The 21,176-nt window shown below is 27.6% G+C and carries 22 protein-coding genes; 3 read left to right on the top strand and 19 right to left on the bottom strand.

What is annotated here, in order from left to right:
- Nucleotides 1–282: 282 nt before the first annotated feature.
- Nucleotides 283–1,179 carry a site-specific tyrosine recombinase XerD gene (gene xerD / locus MKD41_RS04585; RefSeq protein ID WP_240244263.1) on the bottom strand — a complete coding sequence of 299 codons (897 nt, stop codon included), beginning with the start codon at nucleotides 1,177–1,179 and terminating at the stop codon, nucleotides 283–285.
- Nucleotides 1,180–1,279: 100 nt separating this feature from the next.
- Here xerD and MKD41_RS04580 point away from each other — a divergent pair, with 100 nt between their 5' ends.
- Nucleotides 1,280–1,843: a porin family protein gene (locus MKD41_RS04580; RefSeq protein WP_240244262.1), complete on the top strand. Its 564-nt coding sequence runs from the start codon at nucleotides 1,280–1,282 to the stop codon at nucleotides 1,841–1,843.
- A gap of 85 nt (nucleotides 1,844–1,928) precedes the next feature.
- Nucleotides 1,929–2,342, top strand: a complete 414-nt coding sequence (gene aroQ / locus MKD41_RS04575) for a type II 3-dehydroquinate dehydratase (protein WP_240244261.1) — start codon at nucleotides 1,929–1,931, stop codon at nucleotides 2,340–2,342.
- A gap of 7 nt (nucleotides 2,343–2,349) precedes the next feature.
- Here the strand turns inward: aroQ and MKD41_RS04570 are convergent, their stop codons facing one another.
- From MKD41_RS04570 to MKD41_RS04510, 13 genes are all read right to left on the bottom strand, one after another.
- On the bottom strand, nucleotides 2,350–3,474 hold the full coding sequence (locus MKD41_RS04570) for a trans-sulfuration enzyme family protein (protein ID WP_240244260.1): 1,125 nt from the start codon (nucleotides 3,472–3,474) through the stop codon (nucleotides 2,350–2,352).
- A 270-nt stretch (nucleotides 3,475–3,744) separates the two neighbouring features.
- Complete coding sequence (locus MKD41_RS04565; protein WP_240244259.1) at nucleotides 3,745–4,569, bottom strand: PepSY-like domain-containing protein; 825 nt, start codon at nucleotides 4,567–4,569, stop codon at nucleotides 3,745–3,747.
- A gap of 14 nt (nucleotides 4,570–4,583) precedes the next feature.
- On the bottom strand, nucleotides 4,584–5,015 hold the full coding sequence (locus tag MKD41_RS04560; RefSeq protein WP_240244258.1) for a PepSY-like domain-containing protein: 432 nt from the start codon (nucleotides 5,013–5,015) through the stop codon (nucleotides 4,584–4,586).
- Between the two features lie 64 nt (nucleotides 5,016–5,079).
- A complete protein-coding gene (locus tag MKD41_RS04555; protein WP_240244257.1) occupies nucleotides 5,080–6,366 on the bottom strand; it encodes a type IX secretion system histidine kinase PorY in 1,287 nt (428 codons plus the stop codon).
- On the bottom strand, nucleotides 6,363–7,040 hold the full coding sequence (locus MKD41_RS04550) for a response regulator transcription factor (protein WP_240244256.1): 678 nt from the start codon (nucleotides 7,038–7,040) through the stop codon (nucleotides 6,363–6,365). The genes MKD41_RS04555 and MKD41_RS04550 overlap by 4 nt, the downstream gene beginning before the upstream one ends.
- Before the next feature lie 122 nt (nucleotides 7,041–7,162).
- Nucleotides 7,163–7,531 carry a hypothetical protein gene (locus tag MKD41_RS04545; RefSeq protein ID WP_240244255.1) on the bottom strand — a complete coding sequence of 123 codons (369 nt, stop codon included), beginning with the start codon at nucleotides 7,529–7,531 and terminating at the stop codon, nucleotides 7,163–7,165.
- Between the two features lie 4 nt (nucleotides 7,532–7,535).
- Nucleotides 7,536–8,030, bottom strand: a complete 495-nt coding sequence (locus MKD41_RS04540; protein WP_240244254.1) for a DUF6265 family protein — start codon at nucleotides 8,028–8,030, stop codon at nucleotides 7,536–7,538.
- A 52-nt stretch (nucleotides 8,031–8,082) separates the two neighbouring features.
- Nucleotides 8,083–9,378, bottom strand: coding sequence for a threonine synthase (gene thrC / locus MKD41_RS04535; RefSeq protein ID WP_240244253.1), 1,296 nt, complete (start codon nucleotides 9,376–9,378; stop codon nucleotides 8,083–8,085).
- A gap of 18 nt (nucleotides 9,379–9,396) precedes the next feature.
- Nucleotides 9,397–10,323: a homoserine kinase gene (locus MKD41_RS04530; RefSeq protein WP_240244252.1), complete on the bottom strand. Its 927-nt coding sequence runs from the start codon at nucleotides 10,321–10,323 to the stop codon at nucleotides 9,397–9,399.
- Nucleotides 10,324–10,363: 40 nt separating this feature from the next.
- Nucleotides 10,364–12,808 carry a bifunctional aspartate kinase/homoserine dehydrogenase I gene (thrA, locus tag MKD41_RS04525; protein WP_240244251.1) on the bottom strand — a complete coding sequence of 815 codons (2,445 nt, stop codon included), beginning with the start codon at nucleotides 12,806–12,808 and terminating at the stop codon, nucleotides 10,364–10,366.
- 400 nt (nucleotides 12,809–13,208) lie between these two features.
- The gene (gene lysA, locus MKD41_RS04520) at nucleotides 13,209–14,414 is read right to left on the bottom strand and encodes a diaminopimelate decarboxylase (protein ID WP_240244250.1); all 1,206 of its coding nucleotides are present in this window, start codon (nucleotides 14,412–14,414) and stop codon (nucleotides 13,209–13,211) included.
- 135 nt (nucleotides 14,415–14,549) lie between these two features.
- Nucleotides 14,550–15,950, bottom strand: coding sequence for an exonuclease domain-containing protein (locus MKD41_RS04515; protein ID WP_240244249.1), 1,401 nt, complete (start codon nucleotides 15,948–15,950; stop codon nucleotides 14,550–14,552).
- On the bottom strand, nucleotides 15,950–16,723 hold the full coding sequence (locus MKD41_RS04510; RefSeq protein ID WP_240244248.1) for an XRE family transcriptional regulator: 774 nt from the start codon (nucleotides 16,721–16,723) through the stop codon (nucleotides 15,950–15,952). The genes MKD41_RS04515 and MKD41_RS04510 overlap by 1 nt, the downstream gene beginning before the upstream one ends.
- 306 nt (nucleotides 16,724–17,029) lie before the next feature.
- On the opposite strand from MKD41_RS04510, the gene MKD41_RS04505 reads away from it, so the two are divergent.
- A complete protein-coding gene (locus tag MKD41_RS04505; RefSeq protein ID WP_240244247.1) occupies nucleotides 17,030–18,226 on the top strand; it encodes a 6-phosphofructokinase in 1,197 nt (398 codons plus the stop codon).
- A gap of 122 nt (nucleotides 18,227–18,348) precedes the next feature.
- Here MKD41_RS04505 and MKD41_RS04500 read toward each other — a convergent pair whose 3' ends face one another.
- From MKD41_RS04500 to MKD41_RS04480, 5 genes are read right to left on the bottom strand one after another with little or no spacing between them, the layout of a single operon-like run.
- A complete protein-coding gene (locus tag MKD41_RS04500) occupies nucleotides 18,349–19,056 on the bottom strand; it encodes an aromatic aminobenezylarsenical efflux permease ArsG family transporter (protein WP_240244246.1) in 708 nt (235 codons plus the stop codon).
- The gene (locus MKD41_RS04495; RefSeq protein WP_240244245.1) at nucleotides 19,057–19,497 is read right to left on the bottom strand and encodes a nitrophenyl compound nitroreductase subunit ArsF family protein; all 441 of its coding nucleotides are present in this window, start codon (nucleotides 19,495–19,497) and stop codon (nucleotides 19,057–19,059) included.
- A 19-nt stretch (nucleotides 19,498–19,516) separates the two neighbouring features.
- On the bottom strand, nucleotides 19,517–20,491 hold the full coding sequence (locus MKD41_RS04490) for a permease (RefSeq protein WP_240244244.1): 975 nt from the start codon (nucleotides 20,489–20,491) through the stop codon (nucleotides 19,517–19,519).
- A complete protein-coding gene (locus tag MKD41_RS04485; protein ID WP_240244243.1) occupies nucleotides 20,484–20,891 on the bottom strand; it encodes an OsmC family protein in 408 nt (135 codons plus the stop codon). Before MKD41_RS04485 ends, MKD41_RS04490 begins: the two co-directional genes overlap by 8 nt.
- 12 nt (nucleotides 20,892–20,903) lie before the next feature.
- Nucleotides 20,904–21,140, bottom strand: coding sequence for a thioredoxin family protein (locus tag MKD41_RS04480; protein WP_240244242.1), 237 nt, complete (start codon nucleotides 21,138–21,140; stop codon nucleotides 20,904–20,906).
- Nucleotides 21,141–21,176 lie beyond the last annotated feature (36 nt).

Genomic DNA, 21,176 nt, shown 5'->3' with positions numbered 1-21,176 from the left:
CTTAATTTAGTGTCTCATTAAGTTGATAATCAGTGAATTTGAGTATCTTAATTAACTCTAGGTTCACGAATATTTTACTAATAATACTACAAACCTAACAGGTTTTTTAAATCTGTTAGGTTTTGTTTTATAAATTAAAATGAATGCTTTTTTTAATTGAAATAATAAAAATTTGTAATGCTGAACTTGATTTAGAATCGCAAAATGATTGATTATTAGTATAGAGAGAACCTGAAACAAGTTCAGGTTGACCTAAACAATTTACTATTTAGATATCCTTTTCTATTTTCGTGGATGAAATGTATTAACAACTTCTTTTAAAAAGCTTCTATCTAAATGCATATAAATTTCTGTAGTAGTTATACTTTCGTGTCCTAACATTTGTTGAATAGCTCTTAAATCAGCTCCGCGTTCTAATAGGTGAGTGGCAAAAGAATGTCTAAAAGTATGCGGGCTTATTTTCTTTTTTAAACCTATTTTAATGGCTAAATTTTTAACAATGGTAAAAATCATTACACGTGTTAATTTTTTACCTCTTCTGTTTAAAAATACGGTATCTTCAAAGCCTTTTTTAACATCTATATGTACTCTAATATCGTTAATATAATTAGTAATATATTTTTGAGTTTGTGTATTTATTGGAACAAAACGTTGCTTGTTACCTTTTCCTAAAACTCGAATAAAACCTTCTTCAAAAAATAAATCTGAAAGCTGTAAATCAACTAATTCAGAAACCCTTAATCCACAACTATACAGTGTTTCAATTATAGTTCTATTGCGTTCGCCTTGAGGTTCACTTAAATCAATAGCGTTAATTAATTTGTCAATATCTTCTATAGATAAAGTATCGGGTAATTTTAAGCCAATTTTAGGTGTTTCAATTAAATCTGTAGGATTGTCTTTTCTATAATCTTCAAAAATTAAATAATCAAAAAAGTTACGTATTCCAGAGATTAATCGAGCTTGTGAGCGTGCATTTATCGTCTTTGCAGTTGTATAAATAAACTCTTGAATACAATCTTCATGAATATTTATAGGTGTATAAATAAGCTCGTTTTTTTCTAAGAATAAGATTAATTTTTTTACATCACGAGCATAACTTTCTATAGAGTTTTTTGCTAACCCTTTTTCAATTTTTAAATAGGTTATATAGTCTGTTAATGCGCTATTCCATTTCATTTTGTAAATATAATCATTTTAAAAAGCTGATTTTAAAACAATTTTAAAATTAGAGTTTACATATAAAATAAGTATATTAGTTGCTTTAAATTTATTATTTATGAAAACTTATAGTTTAAGTATTTTTATTTTAATTTTTATTCTGAATTTTAATTTTGGAAAAGCACAAAGTTTAAATGAATTCGGATTAAAAGCAGGAATTAATTTTGTTGATATTAGGAATAAGCTTAGCGATGATGGTGTAACTCATGTAAATAAAAATGGGTTTTATTTAGGTGCTTTTATGGAATTTAGAAGAAGTGTAAACTTTTCTATTCAACCAGAAATCTACTATTCTTCAAACAAAAATAGAAAAGATGAAAATATTGGATTACTACACATCCCAATACTTTTAAAATATAAATTAGGAAATAGATTTGAACTCTATGGAGGTCCAGAGTCTCAGTTTTTATTGTCGGTATATGGAATTGATATTAATAAAGATAAATCATATAAAAAGTTTATTTTATCCGCAATTGCAGGTGTTGGTTTTATAATTTCAAATGAATTTGCAATTGATGCACGTTATAATTTAGCAGTTTCTAATTATATTGATAGTGGCAATCATCAGAACACTAAATTAAATTTTATACAAATAGGTTTGACTTATAAATTTGATAATTAATTTAGTTAAATTCTTCAATTAGATAATAATTTTTAAATTTGATGTAAGAAGTCTAATCTTCAATTTATTTATAGCAAAACTACTTATGAAAATATTAATTTTAAATGGTCCAAACCTAAATTTATTAGGAAAACGTGAGCCAGAAATTTATGGAAGTTTAACTTTTGAATCCTATTTTAAAAGTTTAAAAAATAATTTTCCAACAGTTGATTTACATTATTTCCAAAGTAATATTGAAGGTGAATTAATCGATAAATTACACGAAGTAGGTTTTAGTTTTGACGGTGTTATTTTAAATGCAGGTGCTTACACACACACTTCTGTTGCAATAGGCGACGCCATAAAAGGTATAGAAACTTCTGTTATTGAAGTGCATATTTCAAATGTACATTCTAGAGAAGATTTTAGACATATTTCGTTTATAGCGCCAAACGCAAAAGGTGTAATTGCTGGTTTTGGTTTAAAAAGTTATGATTTGGCAATACAGAGTTTTTTATAAAAATCGATTAGTTTAATGCTTGTTCCCAATCAGCTATTAAATCGTCTATATGCTCTATTCCAACAGAAATTCTAATTAAATTGCTAGGTGTTGAACTATTAGGGCCTTCAACAGATTTTCTATGCTCTACAAGACTTTCAACACCACCAAGACTTGTTGCTGAAGTAAAATAATTTAATTTTGTTGAAACTTTAAACGCATGTTCTTTAGAACCTTTTATTAAAACAGAAAGCATTGCTCCAAAACCGTTATTTTGTTGTTTTAATGCTAATTTATATTGTGGATGACTTTTTAAACCAGGGTAATTTACCTGTTCAATTTTTGGGTGTTCTTCTAAAAAGGTAGCTAATTTAAATGCATTTTCACTTTGTTTAGAAATTCTTAAATGTAATGTTTGTATTCCTCTACCAATAAGCCAACAATCGAAAGGAGAAGGTACAGCTCCATTTAATTGTTGAATTGCTTTTATTTTAGAGGCAATTTTTTCATCATTTAAAACAACGGTACCACCTAAAACATCACTATGTCCTCCAAAATATTTTGTTGTAGAATGAATTACAATATCTGCCCCTAAATTTAAAGGAGTTTGAAAAACGGGAGTTAACCAAGTGTTATCTACAACACATAAAGCGTTATTTTTATGTGCAACTTCTGAAATTGCTTTTATATCACTTAATTTTAATTGTGGATTAGAAGGCGTTTCAACCCAAATTAAGGCAGTATTTGATTTAATTGCACTTTTAATGGTTTCTAAATTACTCATATCAATTTGATTGTAACTTAAACCCCAAGATGTAAAAACTTCTTTAAATAAATTCTTTATTGTAAAATAAATATCATCGGGTAATAATACATGATCACCTGTTTTTAAACTTTGTAAAATAGTGCTAACAGCTGCCATTCCTGATGAAAAAGCGAATCCATAAGTTGCATTTTCTAATTTAGCAATACTTTTTTCAATAATTTGTCTATTTGGATTATCATTTCTAGAATACACAAAATTATTATTATAAGAACCATCTGTATTTCTTTTATAAGTGCTTGATAAATAAATAGGTACGCTAACTGATTTAACTTCTGAAAAATTGTTCTCTGTACTTTTAATAGCTAAAGTTTCAAATTTTGGTTTCATTATGTGACCGATTAAATTATTTAGTGTCTAAATATATAAAATACTATGATAATAAAGCTATGGGTTCAGGGGGGAATCTAAAAGATTTAAAAGTAGAGGGGTTTAATTTTAAATCAAAAGACTCTGCTCATAGCTTTCCTTAATTTAGTTTATTTATGTTAGAATTATAAACATCTAAAGTAAACTAAAATTTAAAATAAGAAGCTTTCAGTTTAATTATTTACAATAATCTAACTGAAAGCTTTTTTTATTTAATTAGAATCTTAATTACTAATTCTTATCAATTTTTATAAAGTCTCCTTCAAGCGTAAAATCTAATTCTACATTATTGTCTAATTCAACTTCTTGGTAATTAGTTTCAAGTTCCCAGTCAGTTATAAAATTATTAGGATAATTTGCAGTAATATAAGTTAATATTGATTCTGGAATAACAGTATCTGGTAATTTAGATGTTCCATCAATACTTATAATTTCAAAATCATTATTAAACTCTAATTCTAAATTATTTTTTAAATATACTTCATAAGTTATTAGATTATCATCCGTATCTTTTATAACCGAAATAATGTCATTTGAAGGGAAATAAGTTGAAATATAATCTTTTAAACTGGTTGGAAATTCAGTTTCATTTAAAACTATTTCATCTTTGTTCTTGTCGTTATCAATTTTTATAAAATCACCTTCAAGCGTAAAATCTAATTCTACATTATTGTCTAATTCAATTTGTTGATAATTAGTTTCAAGTTCCCAATCGGTAATAAAATTATTAGGATAATTAGTTGTAATATAATTCAATATAGATTCTGGAATAACTGTATCTGGTAATTTAGAAGCTCCATCAATACTTAAAATTTCGAAGTTACTATTAAATTCTAATTCTAAATTATTACTTAAATGTACTTCATATGTAGTTTCATTTGTATCAATATCTTTATAAACGTTATTAATTGTGTTAGAAGCAAAGTGTGTTTCTACAAAGTCTGTAATTGTAACCGGAATTTCGGTAGTAGATAATTTTACTTCGTTATCATCATCAGAGTTACAAGCAAAAAAAGTTGTAAAAAGGGCTATAATTGATATTTTTAAGATTTTCATTTTTTATGATTTTATTAAATTAGTTTTCCGTTTTCTAAATATTTCAAGTCTATTTCATCATTACCTTTTTCTAATTCTATATGGTAAATAACTTGTTTATTTTCAGTTACTTTTTCTATATCATCTATTTTATAAGTTGTATAATTTTTTTTGATATTTTTTTTTATAACTTTTGGTAATTTTCTTTCTGATATTTCTTCAGAATATTTAATTAATTTTCCAGATTTATCATACCAAGCTTCAAATTCTGAAAAGAGTCCAATTTCAAATTCAACATTATAATTGTTCTTTTTGTATTCCCACTCAATGTCTTTTGCTTTTGGAAATTTCTTTTTAAAATTATTGAGTATTAATGATGGAACTTCATCTTGGCGTATGTCTTGAGCTGTTATTATTGTTGAACTCATGCATAGTGCAATTGCTAAAAAAAATATTTTTGATTTCATTTTATAATGATTTTTTTAAATTATAAAACAAATATATTGGTAGATTCTGGAAAGATTTTGGAATCTAATTTTCAGCAATAATATTTTTAAAATTAATGGTAAAGCAATGTTGATTTTTAATAAATGAATAGGTGATTGGAGTAGTGTATAACTTGCAAATTGCTTTACAAACTGCCAATCCAATACCTGTACTTTTGGTACTTGAAGCTTCCTTTTGAAATCTATTGAAAATAGTTTTGGTATTTAATGCAGTTGAACTTCCTATATTATAAATAGAAAATGTTTCTTCTGAAAAAACTAAAGTTATTTTTCCTTTATTGCTGTTATGAAAAACTGCATTTTTTATTAGATTGGTAATTAGAATTTCTAATAAAGATGCATCTATATTTACTGTTAATATTGCTTTTTCTACAAACTCAATTGTAATTTCTTTAAATGTTATAAAATCTTGAAAATTAGAAATAAATTCTTTTGCTGTATCGTTTACGGAAAGCACTGTTGTATTAGCAAATTGTTTATTTTCAATTTTAGCTAAAAGTAATAGCGATTTATTAAGTTGTGTTAATTTTTGTGTACTATCAATTACATCTGCAATAGTTTGTGCATTTGATGTTGTTAGGTCTTCAGATTCTAACAAAAGTTCTAATTTATTGGTAATAATAGCCAATGGTGTTTGTAATTCATGTGAGGCATTTTCAGTAAATTGCTTTTGAGAAGAAAATACATCTTTAGAGTGCTTGATTAACGTATTTGAGGCATTTTGTAACTCTATAAATTCTTTGGTTTTAGTTTTTACGTTTATTAAATCTTCATTTTTATCTAATCTATAAGCTTTTAGTAAGTTTAAAATATCGTAAAAAGGATTCCAAACTTTACGTAATATAACGTTATTAATAATAAATATAGTTGCTATTAAAATTATGAATAACCACACAACACTCCAAAAAGAATCTTCAATTAAATCGTCTTCTTCTACTAATGAAGAAATAACTTTTAGGTGATAATAAGTGTTTTTATGCTTAAAAGCAGAATGTAGAATACGTACTGGTTCAAGGTCGTCTTCATTAATGCGATACATTAACGTATCTTTATAAATATCTTTAAATTCTAATGCAATTTGTTTTGAAGTTGGATGAATTTCAAAGTTATTTCCACCAAATTCATTTTGTGATAGGAGCGAGGTGTCTTGCTCTAATTTTTTTATAATTAAAATTCTATTATTATCTAAACCATCATCTATACTGTCTCTAATTTCATTTTTTAAATTGAAATAAAAGATAACAGACCATACACCAATAATAATTAAAAAGGTAACTGAAAGGTATAATAAAGAACGGTTTAGAAGTTTCATTTTTCTATAAGTTTATATCCAACACCATAAACCGATTCTATTTCAATAAGCGCTTCTGCTTCTTGTAATTTTTTTCTAAGATTTTTAATTTGATAGTAGATAAAATCAAAATTATCAACCTGATCTATATGGTCTCCCCAAACATATTCTGCTAAAGCTGTTTTTGTTATTAAACGGTTTTTATTTGATAGAAAATATTTTAAAATATCAAATTCCTTTCTGTTTAAATGTATATTTTTGCTGTTGATTAAGAGCGTTCTTTCATCAAGATTTAAAACAATGTTTTTAAGTTCAATAGTGTTTTTACCGTTTAAGTTTTTTCTTCTAAAAACAGCCTTAATACGCGCATTTAATTCTGCAATATGAAACGGTTTGGTTAAATAATCATCTGCGCCAAGAGACAATCCATTTACCTTATCATCGATTGAATTTTTAGCTGAAATAATAATAACATTTTCAGATTTACCAAGGTTTTTAAGTTCAGTTAGTAGGTCTAATCCGCTACCATCAGGTAACATAATATCTAATAAAATACAATCGTATTCATACATTGAAATTTTTTCAAATGCATCATTATAATTATTTGCAATTTCTACTAAATACAATTCTTTTTGAAGCGAAGTAGCTAATGTTTTACACAACTCTAGTTCATCTTCAATTATTAAAATTTTCATAGGATAAAAATAATACTTAAAATTGGAAAGAATCTGGAATTTTAACTGTAATTAAAAGATCTAGATACAATTTTTTTCTATTTCATTTTTAAAAATCGCTCTAACTTATGTTAAATAAGACTTTAATTAATTATAGTTTTCTCTTTAATTTTAAAGCAACGTTCTTTGCCTAAATAAGCTGGATCACCAAATTCTTCAGACCAAAATCCATCTAAAATTTCATTAGAAATACAGCGGTAAACAACTACACCTTTATAAGTTTTATTGTCATCTGATAGGTAATTAAAGTTAATTACCAGTATATTATCCTTAAAAAAGCCAGTTCCATACTGTTTTTGAGTATTTTGTATTAGCCATTTTGCAATTATTCTATTGTTATTATCAATTGTTAAGTTTAATGTTCCCTTATAGGTTTCGTCTGTTTCATCTTGATTGCTACCAATTATAGAATAATCACCAACTAAATCAGTTATAGAGAGATTTTTAAGCATAAAATTATTTAGCCAATTTGTAATTAAATTTCATTTCAATTTCATCTTTTCCTTCTTCTTTAAAAATTACATAAATGACTAATTCATTTTCAGAAATTTTTTCAAAAGTAAGGTCGTCAAAATATACTTTATTCTTTTCAATTTTTACAAGTGGAAATTCTATTGAAGTATCTTTTTCTTCCCATCCGTTTAAATTTTTATCAAAATGTTTGATACGAAGTAGGAGGCTATTGTTTTCTTCAGTAATTGTGCATAATTCATAAAATTGAACGGTATCTTCAACTACTAATTTAAAAGATCCCATCATAGACTTTCCAAGTGGTGCTGTCCAAATTTCTTCGGTAATTCCGCCTAAAGCTTCACCTTCCCAATAACCAGTAATCCAAGAAACATCATTAATAGAGGCATTCGGACTTATTTTATCGCCTAATTTTAAAGTGTTTTGTGATATTATTGAAGTTGTTACTATAAACAATAATAAAGTCAGGTAGTTTTTCATTTTTTTAATTTAAAATACCTGACTAAACTACTCTTTTTATTTATATAAACAATTATTTAGTGCTTACTAAATACTCTTTAAGCTCTTGATATGTTGAAATATTTATCGATTTTTTTTCTTTATCAATAACATTTAAAATTTGTTGTGGGTATTTTATAGTTTCATTTAAAACAGGTTCTACTACATCTAAAAATTTTACTGGATGTGCTGTTTCTAAAAAGATACCTTGTGCTTTATGATTGCTTAAATATTTTTTTAAACCTAAATAACCTACAGCACCATGTGGATCAGCAATATAGCCAGAATTGTTTTTTATTTCTAGCATGGCTTCTCGTGTTTCATCATCAGAAAAAGAATAGGAGGTAAGGTGTTTTTTTAATTTGGTATCTGTACCATAAATTTCTTGAATTCTAATAAAATTACTAGGGTCACCAACATCCATTGCATTTGAAATGGTTTGTTTTGAAGGTTTAGGAGTATAAATACCTGTTTCTAAATAATTAGGCACAATGTTATTTGCATTTGTTGAAGCAATAAATTGTTTTACCGGTAAACCTAATTGTTGTGCCATAATACCAGCGCAAATATTACCAAAATTACCGCTTGGTATAGAAAAAACAAGATCTTTATTTTTATCTTTTAATTGTTTGTAAGCAAAAAAGAAATAAAACATTTGAGGTAACCAGCGTGCAACATTAATAGAGTTTGCTGAAGTTAAATTTCTTTGAGAAGTTAATTCTTCATCTAAAAAAGCAGTTTTAACCATTGTTTGGCAATCGTCAAAAGTACCATTAACTTCAAGTGCTTTAATATTCTTTCCTAAGGTTGTTAATTGTTTTTCTTGTACATCACTAACTTTACCACTTGGGTATAAAATTACAACATCAATACCTTCAACACCAAAAAAACCACTAGCAACTGCACCACCAGTATCTCCAGAAGTAGCTACTAAAACCGTTACTTTTGTTGTTGCTTTATCTTTATTGAAATAACCAAAACAACGCGCCATAAATCGTGCACCAACATCTTTAAAAGCCATTGTAGGTCCGTGAAATAGTTCTAATGTAGAAATAGTTTCGTTGATTGGAACCACAGGGAAATCAAAGCTTAAGGTGTCTTCAATAATTGATTTTAGATCATTTTCAGGAATTTCATCACCTACAAATTGTTTAATTACTTGATAAGCAATTTCTGTAGTACTTAAAGTTTCTATATTATTGAAAAAATCTTCTGATAAAGGAGTGATACTTTCAGGAAAATATAATCCTTTGTCTGGAGCTAGTCCTTTAACAACAGCATCTTTAAAGGATACATTTGGTGCTTTTTTATTTAAACTATAGTATTGCATTGCGTATTTATGTTGATTTTATAATTCTTTTATTCCTTGTTGATTTATTTTTGAGACATGAATATCATATTCAATTCCAACTTTTTGATAGACATTTTTCATTGCTTCAGCTACTTTTAAAGCAGTTTCTTCACCTTTACTTAAAGCAAATATTGAAGGTCCAGAACCAGAAATTCCACAACCTAAAGCTCCAGCATTAAGAGATTGTTGTTTTACAGCATCAAAAGCAGGAATTAAAATTGAGCGAATTGGTTCTATTATATAATCTTCTAATGAACGTCCGATTAATTCGTAATCTTCAGTATATAAACCACTAATTAAACCACCTACATTTCCCCATTGTTTAATGGCTTCTTTAAGCGGAATAGTTGTTTTTAAAATTTCACGAGCATCAGAAGTTTTAACTTCAATTTGTGGATGTATAACTGTTGCATATAATTCTGAAGGTGTATTTACACTAATAATATCTAGTGGATTGTAGCTTCTAACCAAAGTAAATCCACCAAAAAGGGCAGGAGCAACATTATCTGCATGAGCAACACCAGTTGCTAAGCGTTCACCTTCCATAGCAAAACGCACTAAATCGTTGGTGCTAAAAGGGTTTCCTAATAATTTATTAATTCCCCAAACTGCTCCGACAGAGCTAGCGGCACTGCTTCCAATACCACTTCCTGGTTTAATACGTTTGTCAATTTCAATTTCAAAACCGAATTCACTTTCTGTTTCAGCCAATAAAGCTAGAGCTGCTACACCAGCAACATTTTTGTGCGTTTCTAAAGGTAAATCTTGACCAATAATTTTGGTAATAGTTACTCCTTTTTTTGCAACTTTTCTAATAATCATCTCGTCTCCAACATTGTCTAATGCTAATCCAAGTACATCAAAACCACAAGAAACATTGGCAATAGTAGCAGGAGCAAATATTTTTAGTTCTTCATTTTTCATTATCTAGTATTCTGTATTATAGTACATTCTTAATTTGAAATTAATTGTTACCAATTTTAATAATATCAGCAAATAAACCAGAAGCTGTAACATCTGCACCAGCACCAGCACCTTTAATAATTAGTGGTTGTACAGGATATCTTTCAGTAAAAAATAATACAATATTATCACTTCCATCTAAATTATAAAAAGGATGACCTGAAGGTATTTCTTGTAAACCAACTTTGGCTTTTCCGTTATCGAATTCTGCAACAAATTTAAGTCTACAGTTATTTTTAGCGGCTTTGTTATAGATTTTGTTAAAATGTGTAGCTTCTGCTTTTAAAGTTTCTAAAAATTCTGGAACTGTGATAGCGGCCAAAGAAGATTCAGGTAAAAACGAATCATTTTCAATATCACTTAACTCTAATTGTGTACCACTTTCACGCGCTAAAATTAAAATTTTACGCATTACATCAACTCCACTTAAATCTATACGAGGATCTGGTTCTGTATATCCTTGAGCTCCGGCTTGTTCTACAACATTATAAAACGAATTTTCTTCATTAAAATTATTAAATACAAAGTTTAAACTTCCAGAAAGTACTGCTTGTATTTTATTAACTTTATCACCAGAAGCAATTAAATTTTTAAGTGTATCAATTATAGGTAAACCAGCACCAACATTTGTTTCAAATAAGAAAGGAGCGTTGTATGTTCTAGATAATTGTTTTAAATTTAAGTAGTTAGTGTAGTTAGATGAACAAGCAATTTTATTACAAGTTACTACGGCTACACTTTCCTTTAAATAACTTGCATATAATTTAGAGATATTTTCGTTAGCAGTATTGTCTACAAAAATGCTATTTCTATAGTTTAAATCAACTATTTTTTGATGAAATAAATCCATATCTAAAGTTTCACCATTACCTAAAGCAGTTTTCCAATTTTCTAAATCTACACCATCTTCATTAAAAAACATTTTTTTAGAATTTGTTAATGCAATTACACGTACTTGCAATCTCAAATTCTTTAATAAGTATGCTTGTTGTTGTTTAATTTGCTCTAATAATTTACCACCAACATTTCCAACACCTACAACAAATAAGTTTAATTGTCTTGTTTGATTTTCAAAAAATTCTGAATGTAAAGTGTTAAGTGCTTTTTTTATGTCTTTATGTAAAATTACTGCTGAAATATTTTTTTCAGAAGCACCTTGAGCAATAGCTCTAATATTTACATTATTTCTACCTAAAGTACTAAACATTTTACCGCTAATACCTTGATGGCTTTTCATATTATCACCAACCAAAGCAATAATTGCATTATTTTCTTCAATAATTACAGGATCAATTTTTGCCTGTTCAATTTCGTAACTAAACTCTTGGTTAATAACGTTTTTAGCTTTTGAAGCATCATTATTGCTTATTGCAAAACAAATTGAATGTTCTGATGATGCTTGTGTTATTAATGAAACATTAATTTTTTCTAAAGATAAAGCTCCAAATAAACGTTTAGAAATACCAGGAATACCAACCATTCCACTACCTTCTAATGTTATTAATGCCATATTTTCTATATGACTAATTCCTTTAATAGGATTACTGTTTAATGCTGTTTTTGTGATTAAAGTTCCTGCTGCACTTGGTTCAAAAGTATTTTTTATGCAGATAGGAATTTCTTTTTTAAGTATCGGTTGAATTGTAGGCGGGTACAATACCTTTGCTCCAAAATGTGATAATTCCATAGCTTCTCGGTATGAAATGTTTGGTATTGGAAATGCCTCACGAACAAATTTAGGATTTGCAGTGTACATTCCGCTAACATCTGTCCAAATTTCTAACACAGAAGCATTAGTTGCAGCAGCAATTATTGCTGCTGTATAGTCTGAACCACCACGTCCTAATGTAGAAACTTCTCCGTTTTCTGTTTTAGCTACAAAACCTGGAAATACTACTACTTTGTTTGTATTTTGTTTAAAAAAGGCTTCAATATTAGCATTTGTTTTATCAAATTTTACGCTTGCATTAGAAAAGTTTTCATTAGTAATAATTAATTCTTGCGAGTTTTTTAATACAGCATCTAAATTGTTGTTTTGTAGTGCATTTGCAATAATGAAAGAAGAAAAAAGTTCTCCAAAACTTACAATTTTATCAGATGTTTTATTAGATAATTCATTAATTAAAAATACACCCTCTAAAGTGTTTTCTAATAGGTTTAACATCTTTTTTATCTGACCTAAAACACCACTCTGATTGTTTATTGGTATTAATTCTCTAACAACTTGTAAATGTTTTTCTTCAATAGTTTTAAAAGTGTCAAGATAGCTGTTATTACCATTACAAGCTAAATTTCCTGCTTCTAATAATAAATCTGTTACACCACCAAGTGCAGATACAACTACAGCAGTTTTATTGTTATTTGAACTTTCTTTAACTATGTTAATTACTTTTTTTATGCTTTCTGAAGAAGCTACTGATGAGCCTCCAAATTTTAATACTTTCATATTAATATTTTATAATTATATTTTTTTTTGAATTATGTTTTTGTTTTCAAAAAATGAAAACCAATGTGTACGGATAGTATAATAGAATATAACCCCTAAAGGGTTGTTGTAGTAGTTGTAGCAATATTTAAGCTGCGCATTTGAGTTGCGTTTTGTTTTAACTTATATGAAGTTGCTGTTTGCATAGTGTAAAATTAACTTTTATTTTTAATACCACAATACTTTTACATGAAATTTAATAAAATTTTATTTTATTGCAAGTTAATCTAAATTCTTAGCTTAAATTGTTGTTGTTTTTTATGAATTCTTAAATGTGTTCATTAAAATAATAGCAGCTTTAAGTTATTAGAATTTATTCTAAAAATAAAAACTCCAAACATATGTTCGGAGTTTTGTGTTTTTAGATATCTAAAATAATTTGATTGTGTAATAAATCTTCAAAATTTTCTTCTTTTCTTATAAGGTAATCTTTTCCGTTATGTACTAAAACTTCTGCAGGTCTATAGCGAGAATTGTAATTAGAAGCCATAGAAAAACAATATGCTCCAGCATTATGAATGCATAAAATATCGTTTTCTGAAACTTCACTAATGCTTCTGTTAGAGCCAAAAGTGTCGTTTTCGCAAATATAACCAACTACATCATAAATTTTTTCTTCACCACTTGGATTAGAAATGTTTGTTATATGGTGGTAAGCATCATACATCATAGGTCGCAATAAGTGATTTAAACCACTATTTACACCAATAAACACAATGTTAGGAGTTGGTTTTACTACATTTACTTTTACTAAAAAATTTCCTGCAGAACTCACTAAAAATTTACCAGGTTCAAAAATCATGGTTAATTCTCTACCGTATTCTTTACAAAATTCATTAAAGCGGTTGCTTAAAGTAGCACCCATTTCTTCAATATTAGTTTCATTGTCACCTTCTTTATATGGTACTTTAAATCCACTTCCAAAGTCAACAAATTCAATAGTATCAAATTCTTTTACTGTATTTAATAGTATTTCTGTTGCAGTTAAAAAGGCATCAATATTATAAATATCTGAACCTGTATGCATATGAATACCATTAATTTTTAAACCTGTTTTATTAACAATATCTTTAATTCCATCAATTTGATAAATTGAAATACCAAATTTAGAATCTATATGGCCCACTGAAATTTTATGATTTCCACCAGCCATAACATGAGGGTTAATTCTTAAACAAACAGGAATATTTGGATATTTAGCACCAAATTTTTCTAAAACAGATAAACTATCTAATGTAATTTGTATCCCCAAATTTGTAGCAGTTTCCATTTCTTCAAATGAAATACCGCTAGGGGTAAAAAATATGTCTTTTGCATTAAATCCAGCTTCTAAAGCAAGTTTTACTTCCTGAATTGAAACACAATCTACACCAGATTTTAAAGTGTTTAAAATCTTTAAAATATTAATATTTGAATTAGCTTTAACAGCATAATTGATTTTTAATTTTGGTACAGCTGAAAAAGCATTGGTCATGCGGTTGTACTGAGAAATAATTTTTTCAGAATCGTAAACATATAATGGGTTTCCATATTTTTCTGAAAGTGATCGTAATGTCTGTGTTTCCATTCAATATTTTTTATGAAGGCCAAAAATAGAAAATGCTTTTAGTTATTAAAATATATTTCTTCAAAATAACATTATTTAACAGTTTGTTAAATTTACAGTAGTTCGTAATTTAAAAATGACTTTTTTTATAAGATTTTAACTTGCAAATAAATCGAATGTGTTTTCAACTAATTGTTCTTTTTTTAGAGTGTAAATAGTATCTGTATTGTTTTTAAGATAATTGTTTAAAATTTGTTTTACATCATTCGTATCTTTTCGACTTGTAATAATGCTATTATAATCGTCTACATTTTTAGGATCTACATTTGAATTTGCATATCCAAAACCTTTATAGATTCCATTTAAAACAAGGATGTATGCAGTTTCTTTTTTTGTTCTTCCAGTTTCTTTTATAACAAAATTTTCCGATTTATATTTAATAGATTCTATGGCTTTTAAAACTCTTTTATTGTAATTTTTTGCAGTTTCTTCATCTTTACAAATACCTTTACATTTTTTTATTTGATAATGAAAGCAGGTTGTTACATTGGTTTGTAAATGGCAATATTTAGGACATAATCCGAAAGTTTCGCATAATTTTTCTAAAAATGTGCGACATTCTGTTAGATTGTAAAATTTTAATAACGGATTAGAAACTAATTTTAATCTGTTGTACGCTAAATGTAACACTCCGTTTCTATCTTCATAACTAAATAAACCAATAACTTCTTGGGTTCTACGTTGTGCTCTGTTAAATTTTGGAAAGTGTTTTTTTATTTCAGAAGATTCTAATAATAAGGCAACTAATTCACTTCCGGTTTCTTCAAAAGTAATATTAGCTATTTCTAAACACATTGTAACTTCTTTTTTTGCTTTATCGTAAAAATGACTGATAACGCGTTGTTTTATGTTGTTTGCTTTACCTATATAAATTATTTCATTATTAGAATTTTTAAAATAATATACACCTGTTTTTTCTGATAGGTTATCAATAATTTCTTTTGGTAATAATGGTGGCAGAGTAGCTTGTCTAGATTTAGGGTTTAAAAATGAATTTATTGTAATTAATGAACTGTCTAATTTTAAAAGTTTTTCAAACAATATTGTAGTTGCTTCAGCATCTCCTTTAGCTCTGTGTCTGTCTTTAATAACAATATTTTGAGAACTACAAAGTGCCCCTAAACTATACGATTTTAATCCTGGAATTAATTTACGAGATAAGCGTACGGTACATAGTTTTTTTCGCTTAAATTCAAAACCAAGGTCTTTAAATTCTTGATTAATAATATTGTAGTCAAAATTAACATTATGTGCTACAAAAATGCAATCTTCAGTAATTTTTTGAATTTTTTTTGCGATTTCATAAAATTTTGGAGCACCGCCTACCATTGCATTGCTAATTCCTGTTAAATTAGTAATAAATGGAGGTATTATACATTCTGGATTTACAAGGGTACTGTATTCATCAATAATTTTTTTACCATCGAATATAAAAATAGAAATTTCTGTAATTTTAGAACTATGTCCAGTAGTTTCTATATCAACAATTGCATACATTAATTTATAGTTTTTTTCAGTTCTTTTAATTCCACTCCTAATTGTGTTAACATATTTGCAATACTGCTAATTTTTAATTCTTGTTCGTCATATTCTTGTGTATTTATGCTACAAGTAAATTCCCAAAGTTCTAAAACTTCATCTACGTGTACATAATAAGGGTCGTACTTTTTATTGTCTGAAGCTAATAAAAGCATATTGTGTTCTTCAATTTTATCAAAAACACGTTTATATACAATACCATCGTTTAAAGTAATTACAATGTATGTTTTACCATTTTTTAATTCTCTAATATCTTCAATAAACCGAGCAACAATATAAGAGCCACTTTTTACAGGAAGCATAGAGTCTCCTTTAATTGGAAAAGCTCTGTGTTTTCCGGTGGGCAAAAATGGTAGTTTTATTTTATTTAAATGTTCAATATATTCAGGATCCGAATAGCCTCTTAAGTAACCTGCAGATGCTTCTACGGGTATAACTTCTATTAAATCTTCGTTTTTAGTATCAACTATAATAGGAAATAACACTCTTTTATTACCAATTTTAAGAAAATTTAGGTCTGTTGCTTTTGTTAAATCATTTTTAGCTAATAGATCTATGGAAATATCAAAATAATCTGATAGTTCCATTAAAAAATCAATAGGAGGGATGGCTCTATTTTCTTCATATGAACTAATTCTAGAGCGTGAAACATTTAAAGTTACAGCAAATTGTTCTTGCGTTAAGCCTTTTAAAGTTCTAAGATGTTTAATGTTTTGTGATAAGAAATTCATTACGCTAAATTTGTAAGCTTATTTTGCTTATGTTTTTAGCTAAAGTAATAAAAAAATATAATATTACTAATGATTTTTAGAAATATTGAACATTTTTTAAGAGAAAAAAAATACAAATAAATTAGATGTTTTTTTGAATAAAATTTAGGATAATTTAGTATGATATTTTTGAATAAAAATGTAAATTTGAGAGGGTTTTTTTACGAATAATACTTTTGATGGTGTGTTTTTTAGTATTTGTAAAATATTTATCAATTGCAAATTAATTTATTAAGATAATAATGTTCACTTAAATTTTTAAATATTATGGCAAAAACAATTAAAGGTACAATTGCAATATTAACAGGTGGAGGAGATGTTCCAGGTTTAAATCCTGCAATTAGAGCAATTACAATTAGAGCAATACGAGAAGGTTATAGAGTTATTGGCTTAAGAAGAGGCTGGGCAGGTATTGTAGAACTTATACAAGATAAAAAAGCCGATAACAGTAATAATTTTGTAGAACTAACACAAGTTATTGTAAATAGAGCAGGTAGAACTGGAGGTACATTTTTGCATAGTTCAAGAACTCGCCCAAGTCATTTACCAAAAGCAAATGTTCCAAAACATTTACAAGATTCTTATAAAGAAGAATATAACGATTTAACTAAAGTTGTTTTAGAAAATTTAAATTATTTAGGTGTAGATTATTTAATACCAATAGGAGGTGACGATACACTAAGTTATGCAGTTCGGTTGTATAAAGAAGGAGTGAAAGTTGTTGCAATCCCAAAAACAATGGATAATGATGTGCCTGGAACAGATTATTGTATTGGTTTTAGTACTTGTGTAACAAGAACAATAAATATGACCAATACGCTTAGAACTTCAGCTGGTTCTCACGAACGATTTTTAGTATTAGAAGTTTTTGGAAGGTATGCAGGTTTTACCGCTATGTTACCTACAATGGCTGGTGCTGCAAACCGCTGTGTAATTCCAGAATATAAATTTAATATAAATAAACTTACAGAACGTTTGTTGGAAGATAGAAATGAAAATCCGAGTAAATATTCTGTAGTATTAGTTTCTGAAGGAGCTATGTTTGAAGGTGGTGAAATGGTTTTTAAAGATGGCGAAAAAGATCAATTTGGACATGCTAAACTTGGTGGTATTGGAGAATTAGTATCGCAACGTTTGAAAGAACTATCTCCAAAATACAACAAAGGAAAAAGAGTAAATGTAATCAATCAAAGATTAGGATACTTAGTTAGAGGTGGAGATCCTGATGCTATTGATTCTATAGTACCTATGGCTTATGGAAACCTTGCTTTAGATTTAATTTTAAAAGGAGTACATGGTAGATTGGTAGTATTGAAAAATGGACGTTATGACAATGTCCCTATTGATGTTGTTACAGGTAAATCTAAACTTGTTAATATTGAAAAATTCTATAATACAGATAGACTTTGTCCAACATATAATAGTTTTGAAATGAATCCTTTATTTATAATGACAAGTGAATAAATGATAATCTAATTACTCATAATTTTAAATTAAAAATCGAGAACTTATTTAAAATCAGTTCTCGATTTTTTATCGAGCAATAGTCTAAATTGTTCAAACTATATATTTTTTAGATTTAATTTCTACAATAAACCAGCAAAAATAGCTAGATAATATAGCCCAGTAATTATAAATACTACACCTGCAACTATACGCATTACTTTTTCTATTTTAGTAATTCTATTATAGAATACACCTACTTTTCCAGCTGTAAATGCTAATAAATAGGTGAAAAGAATTACTGGTAAACCTGTTCCAAATGCAAAAACTATTGGTAAATAAAGACCGTCTACTGAACCAATTGTCATAGGAATTAACATACCAAAAAATAAAGCACCACTATACGGGCAAAATGCTAGCGCAAAAATAACTCCAATTAAAAAAGAACCTAGTAAACCTTTGTCCTTAAATTTCTCGGTTAATTTTTCTTGAAAATTAGATTTCCCCAAAAAATTAAGTTTGATAATGTTTAGCATTATCAACCCAATTATAATTAATAATGGACCTAAATATTTTTCACCGTTCTGATTAAAAAAACGTGCAATATGAAATTGACTAGCTCCAAAATATAATATTAATCCAATTGCAGTATAGCTAAAACTTCTTCCAAAGGAGTATAGAATACCACTTAAAAAGACTTTTTGTTTGCTCGATATATTTTTAGATATAAAAGCAGTTGCAGTAATATTAGTAGCTAAAGGACACGGACTAATGGCGGTCATTAGTCCGAGTATTAAGGCTGATAGAATTGGAATATTGTAGTTCTCTAAAAGAGATTGTAAAAATTCCATTTAAAGTGTTTTTAATTCGGTGTCAATTTTAGCTTTTAATTTCTCAGAAAAACCTTCTTTATTAGTTCCATTCATAAAAGCAAAATCTGTTAAATTTATTTGAGTTTCTTTTCCGTCTTTTATTACGTTTAAGAATAATGATGTTCCAGCAGCTTCAAATTTTTCAGCAATTACCTCATTTGCTTTTTCATCTACATTAATAGATTGAAAAGTGATTTTATTTCCTTTTAATTCGTTTGAAAAATATGTATCTAAGGTATATTTTGTATTTGCTTCAATAGCATTACACGTCATACATCTATGCGTAGAATGGAAGTCTATAACTTCTATTTTTGAAATAGATTGATCTACAGATTGGTCTTTACTTTTGTTTTGGCCATTACAAGCTGTAAATATTAAACCGATTGTTAAAATTGTTAGAAATTTAATTGTTTTACTCATTTTTATTAATTTTTATGGTTTATAATATTGCATTAAATAGAAATCCTGAAATAATAATTGCTACGGTAACTACACCAAAAAAGATGGCGATTAATTTTAAAGACATTACTTTTTTAAGGAGTGTAGCTTCAGGTATTGATAAGCCAACAGTTGCCATCATAAAAGCTATGGCAGTACCAAGAGGTACTCCTTTGGCTACAAAAACTTGAATTACAGGAACAATTCCTGCTGCATTTGCATACATTGGTACAGCAACAATTACTGCAAGTGGAACAGTCCACCATTCACCACCACCTAAGTATTCACTAAAAAAGTTTTCTGGAACATAGCCGTGCATGGCTGCACCAATAGCAATACCTATAATTACGTAAAGCAATACACCTTTTACAATGTCCCAAGCGCTTTGTGTAATTTCGGGTAATCGTTGGTAGAACGTTAATTTTTCTTCTTCAAACGTTGCTTGTTGCATTTTAAGTTTAAGAATCTGTTTTACCCAATCTGAAAGTAAAGGTTCTAAGTTAAATTTACCGAGTATCCAACCTCCAATGGTACCTAATAAAATACCCGAAATTGCATAGATTAAAGTAGCTTTAACTCCAAACATACCTAAAAACATTGCTATTGCAACTTCATTTACTAAAGGCGAAGTAATCAAGAAAGAAAATGTTACACCTAAAGGGATTCCACCTTGTACAAAACCAATAAAAAGAGGTACTGAAGAGCAAGAACAAAAAGGAGTTATTGCTCCAAAAATTGAAGAAAAAAAGTATTCTAAACCGTAAAGTTTCTTTTTATTTAGATAATCTTTTAAGCGTTCTATAGGGAAATATGCATTTACTATTCCCATTATAAAAACAATAAAGAATAATAAAATTAAAATTTTAAGTGTATCGTACACAAAGAAATTAAGCGCTTTTCCTAAATGAGATTCCGCTCCAATTTTAAAAATGGAGAATATAAGCCAATCTGCAAAACTTTGTAACCAATCAAACATTTTCTATAGTTTTAATTGTTCCAGTAATAGTACAAGATTGTTGTATGGTATTGTAAATAGTACCAAATTTTTCGATATTTTTTTTCAGTAATTGTGTATTCATTTTTTTGTCGTTACTGTATATTGTCAAATTGTAATTTAGATTATCTATTCTTGGTGGTTTTTCAAGACGAGTAGCTGTTACGCTAACTGTTGCTTTTGTATAGTTAAATTTTAAAATAGTAGAAAAACGCTCTACATTTTTAAGCATACAAGCTGCAAATGAACTTAAAAATAGTTCTGCAGCGTTTGGTAATTTTTCAGCTGTTTTAACCGTTGTACCAAAATTTATTGTTGCTTCTTTAATTATAATTTTAGCATCTTGATTTGAAACAGAATAAGCTTTAATAGCATAATTCATAAGTATTTTTTATTAGCTTAAAAGTTCCAAAACTTCTGATTTTGAAGGTACTCTACCTTTTATTGTAACTTTATTATCAATTACCAATGCAGGTGTTATCATTATATTAAACTTCATAATTTCTACAATATCTTCAACTTTTTCAATAGTTGCATTAATATTGTTTTCTGAAACTACTTCATTTACAACCCCTGTCATAGTTTTACATTTTGGACAGCCTGTTCCTAGTACTTTAATTATTTTTGTCATAATAGATTTATATTTGTATATCGACAATAAACGATA

The sequence above is a fragment of the Lutibacter sp. A64 genome (assembly GCF_022429565.1).
GTDB lineage: Bacteria > Bacteroidota > Bacteroidia > Flavobacteriales > Flavobacteriaceae > Lutibacter.
The sequence above is the reverse complement of the archived record's forward strand: the minus strand, read 5'-3'. Positions and strand labels throughout refer to the sequence as shown.

Bases quoted from the DNA above. Each gene is read 5' to 3' on its own strand.
- MKD41_RS04565 (WP_240244259.1), bottom strand. From the start codon at position 4,569: ATGAAAATCTTAAAAATATCAATTATAGCCCTTTTTACAACTTTTTTT.
- aroQ (WP_240244261.1), top strand. From the start codon at position 1,929: ATGAAAATATTAATTTTAAATGGTCCAAACCTAAATTTATTAGGAAAA.
- MKD41_RS04540 (WP_240244254.1), bottom strand. From the start codon at position 8,030: ATGAAAAACTACCTGACTTTATTATTGTTTATAGTAACAACTTCAATA.
- MKD41_RS04510 (WP_240244248.1), bottom strand. From the start codon at position 16,723: ATGAATTTCTTATCACAAAACATTAAACATCTTAGAACTTTAAAAGGC.
- MKD41_RS04480 (WP_240244242.1), bottom strand. From the start codon at position 21,140: ATGACAAAAATAATTAAAGTACTAGGAACAGGCTGTCCAAAATGTAAA.
- MKD41_RS04495 (WP_240244245.1), bottom strand. From the start codon at position 19,497: ATGAGTAAAACAATTAAATTTCTAACAATTTTAACAATCGGTTTAATA.
- MKD41_RS04580 (WP_240244262.1), top strand. From the start codon at position 1,280: ATGAAAACTTATAGTTTAAGTATTTTTATTTTAATTTTTATTCTGAAT.
- MKD41_RS04555 (WP_240244257.1), bottom strand. From the start codon at position 6,366: ATGAAACTTCTAAACCGTTCTTTATTATACCTTTCAGTTACCTTTTTA.
- MKD41_RS04545 (WP_240244255.1), bottom strand. From the start codon at position 7,531: ATGCTTAAAAATCTCTCTATAACTGATTTAGTTGGTGATTATTCTATA.
- lysA (WP_240244250.1), bottom strand. From the start codon at position 14,414: ATGGAAACACAGACATTACGATCACTTTCAGAAAAATATGGAAACCCA.
- xerD (WP_240244263.1), bottom strand. From the start codon at position 1,179: ATGAAATGGAATAGCGCATTAACAGACTATATAACCTATTTAAAAATT.
- MKD41_RS04550 (WP_240244256.1), bottom strand. From the start codon at position 7,040: ATGAAAATTTTAATAATTGAAGATGAACTAGAGTTGTGTAAAACATTA.
- MKD41_RS04530 (WP_240244252.1), bottom strand. From the start codon at position 10,323: ATGAAAAATGAAGAACTAAAAATATTTGCTCCTGCTACTATTGCCAAT.
- thrA (WP_240244251.1), bottom strand. From the start codon at position 12,808: ATGAAAGTATTAAAATTTGGAGGCTCATCAGTAGCTTCTTCAGAAAGC.
- MKD41_RS04515 (WP_240244249.1), bottom strand. From the start codon at position 15,950: ATGTATGCAATTGTTGATATAGAAACTACTGGACATAGTTCTAAAATT.
- MKD41_RS04570 (WP_240244260.1), bottom strand. From the start codon at position 3,474: ATGAAACCAAAATTTGAAACTTTAGCTATTAAAAGTACAGAGAACAAT.
- thrC (WP_240244253.1), bottom strand. From the start codon at position 9,378: ATGCAATACTATAGTTTAAATAAAAAAGCACCAAATGTATCCTTTAAA.
- MKD41_RS04500 (WP_240244246.1), bottom strand. From the start codon at position 19,056: ATGGAATTTTTACAATCTCTTTTAGAGAACTACAATATTCCAATTCTA.
- MKD41_RS04490 (WP_240244244.1), bottom strand. From the start codon at position 20,491: ATGTTTGATTGGTTACAAAGTTTTGCAGATTGGCTTATATTCTCCATT.
- MKD41_RS04485 (WP_240244243.1), bottom strand. From the start codon at position 20,891: ATGAATTATGCTATTAAAGCTTATTCTGTTTCAAATCAAGATGCTAAA.
- MKD41_RS04560 (WP_240244258.1), bottom strand. From the start codon at position 5,015: ATGAAATCAAAAATATTTTTTTTAGCAATTGCACTATGCATGAGTTCA.
- MKD41_RS04505 (WP_240244247.1), top strand. From the start codon at position 17,030: ATGGCAAAAACAATTAAAGGTACAATTGCAATATTAACAGGTGGAGGA.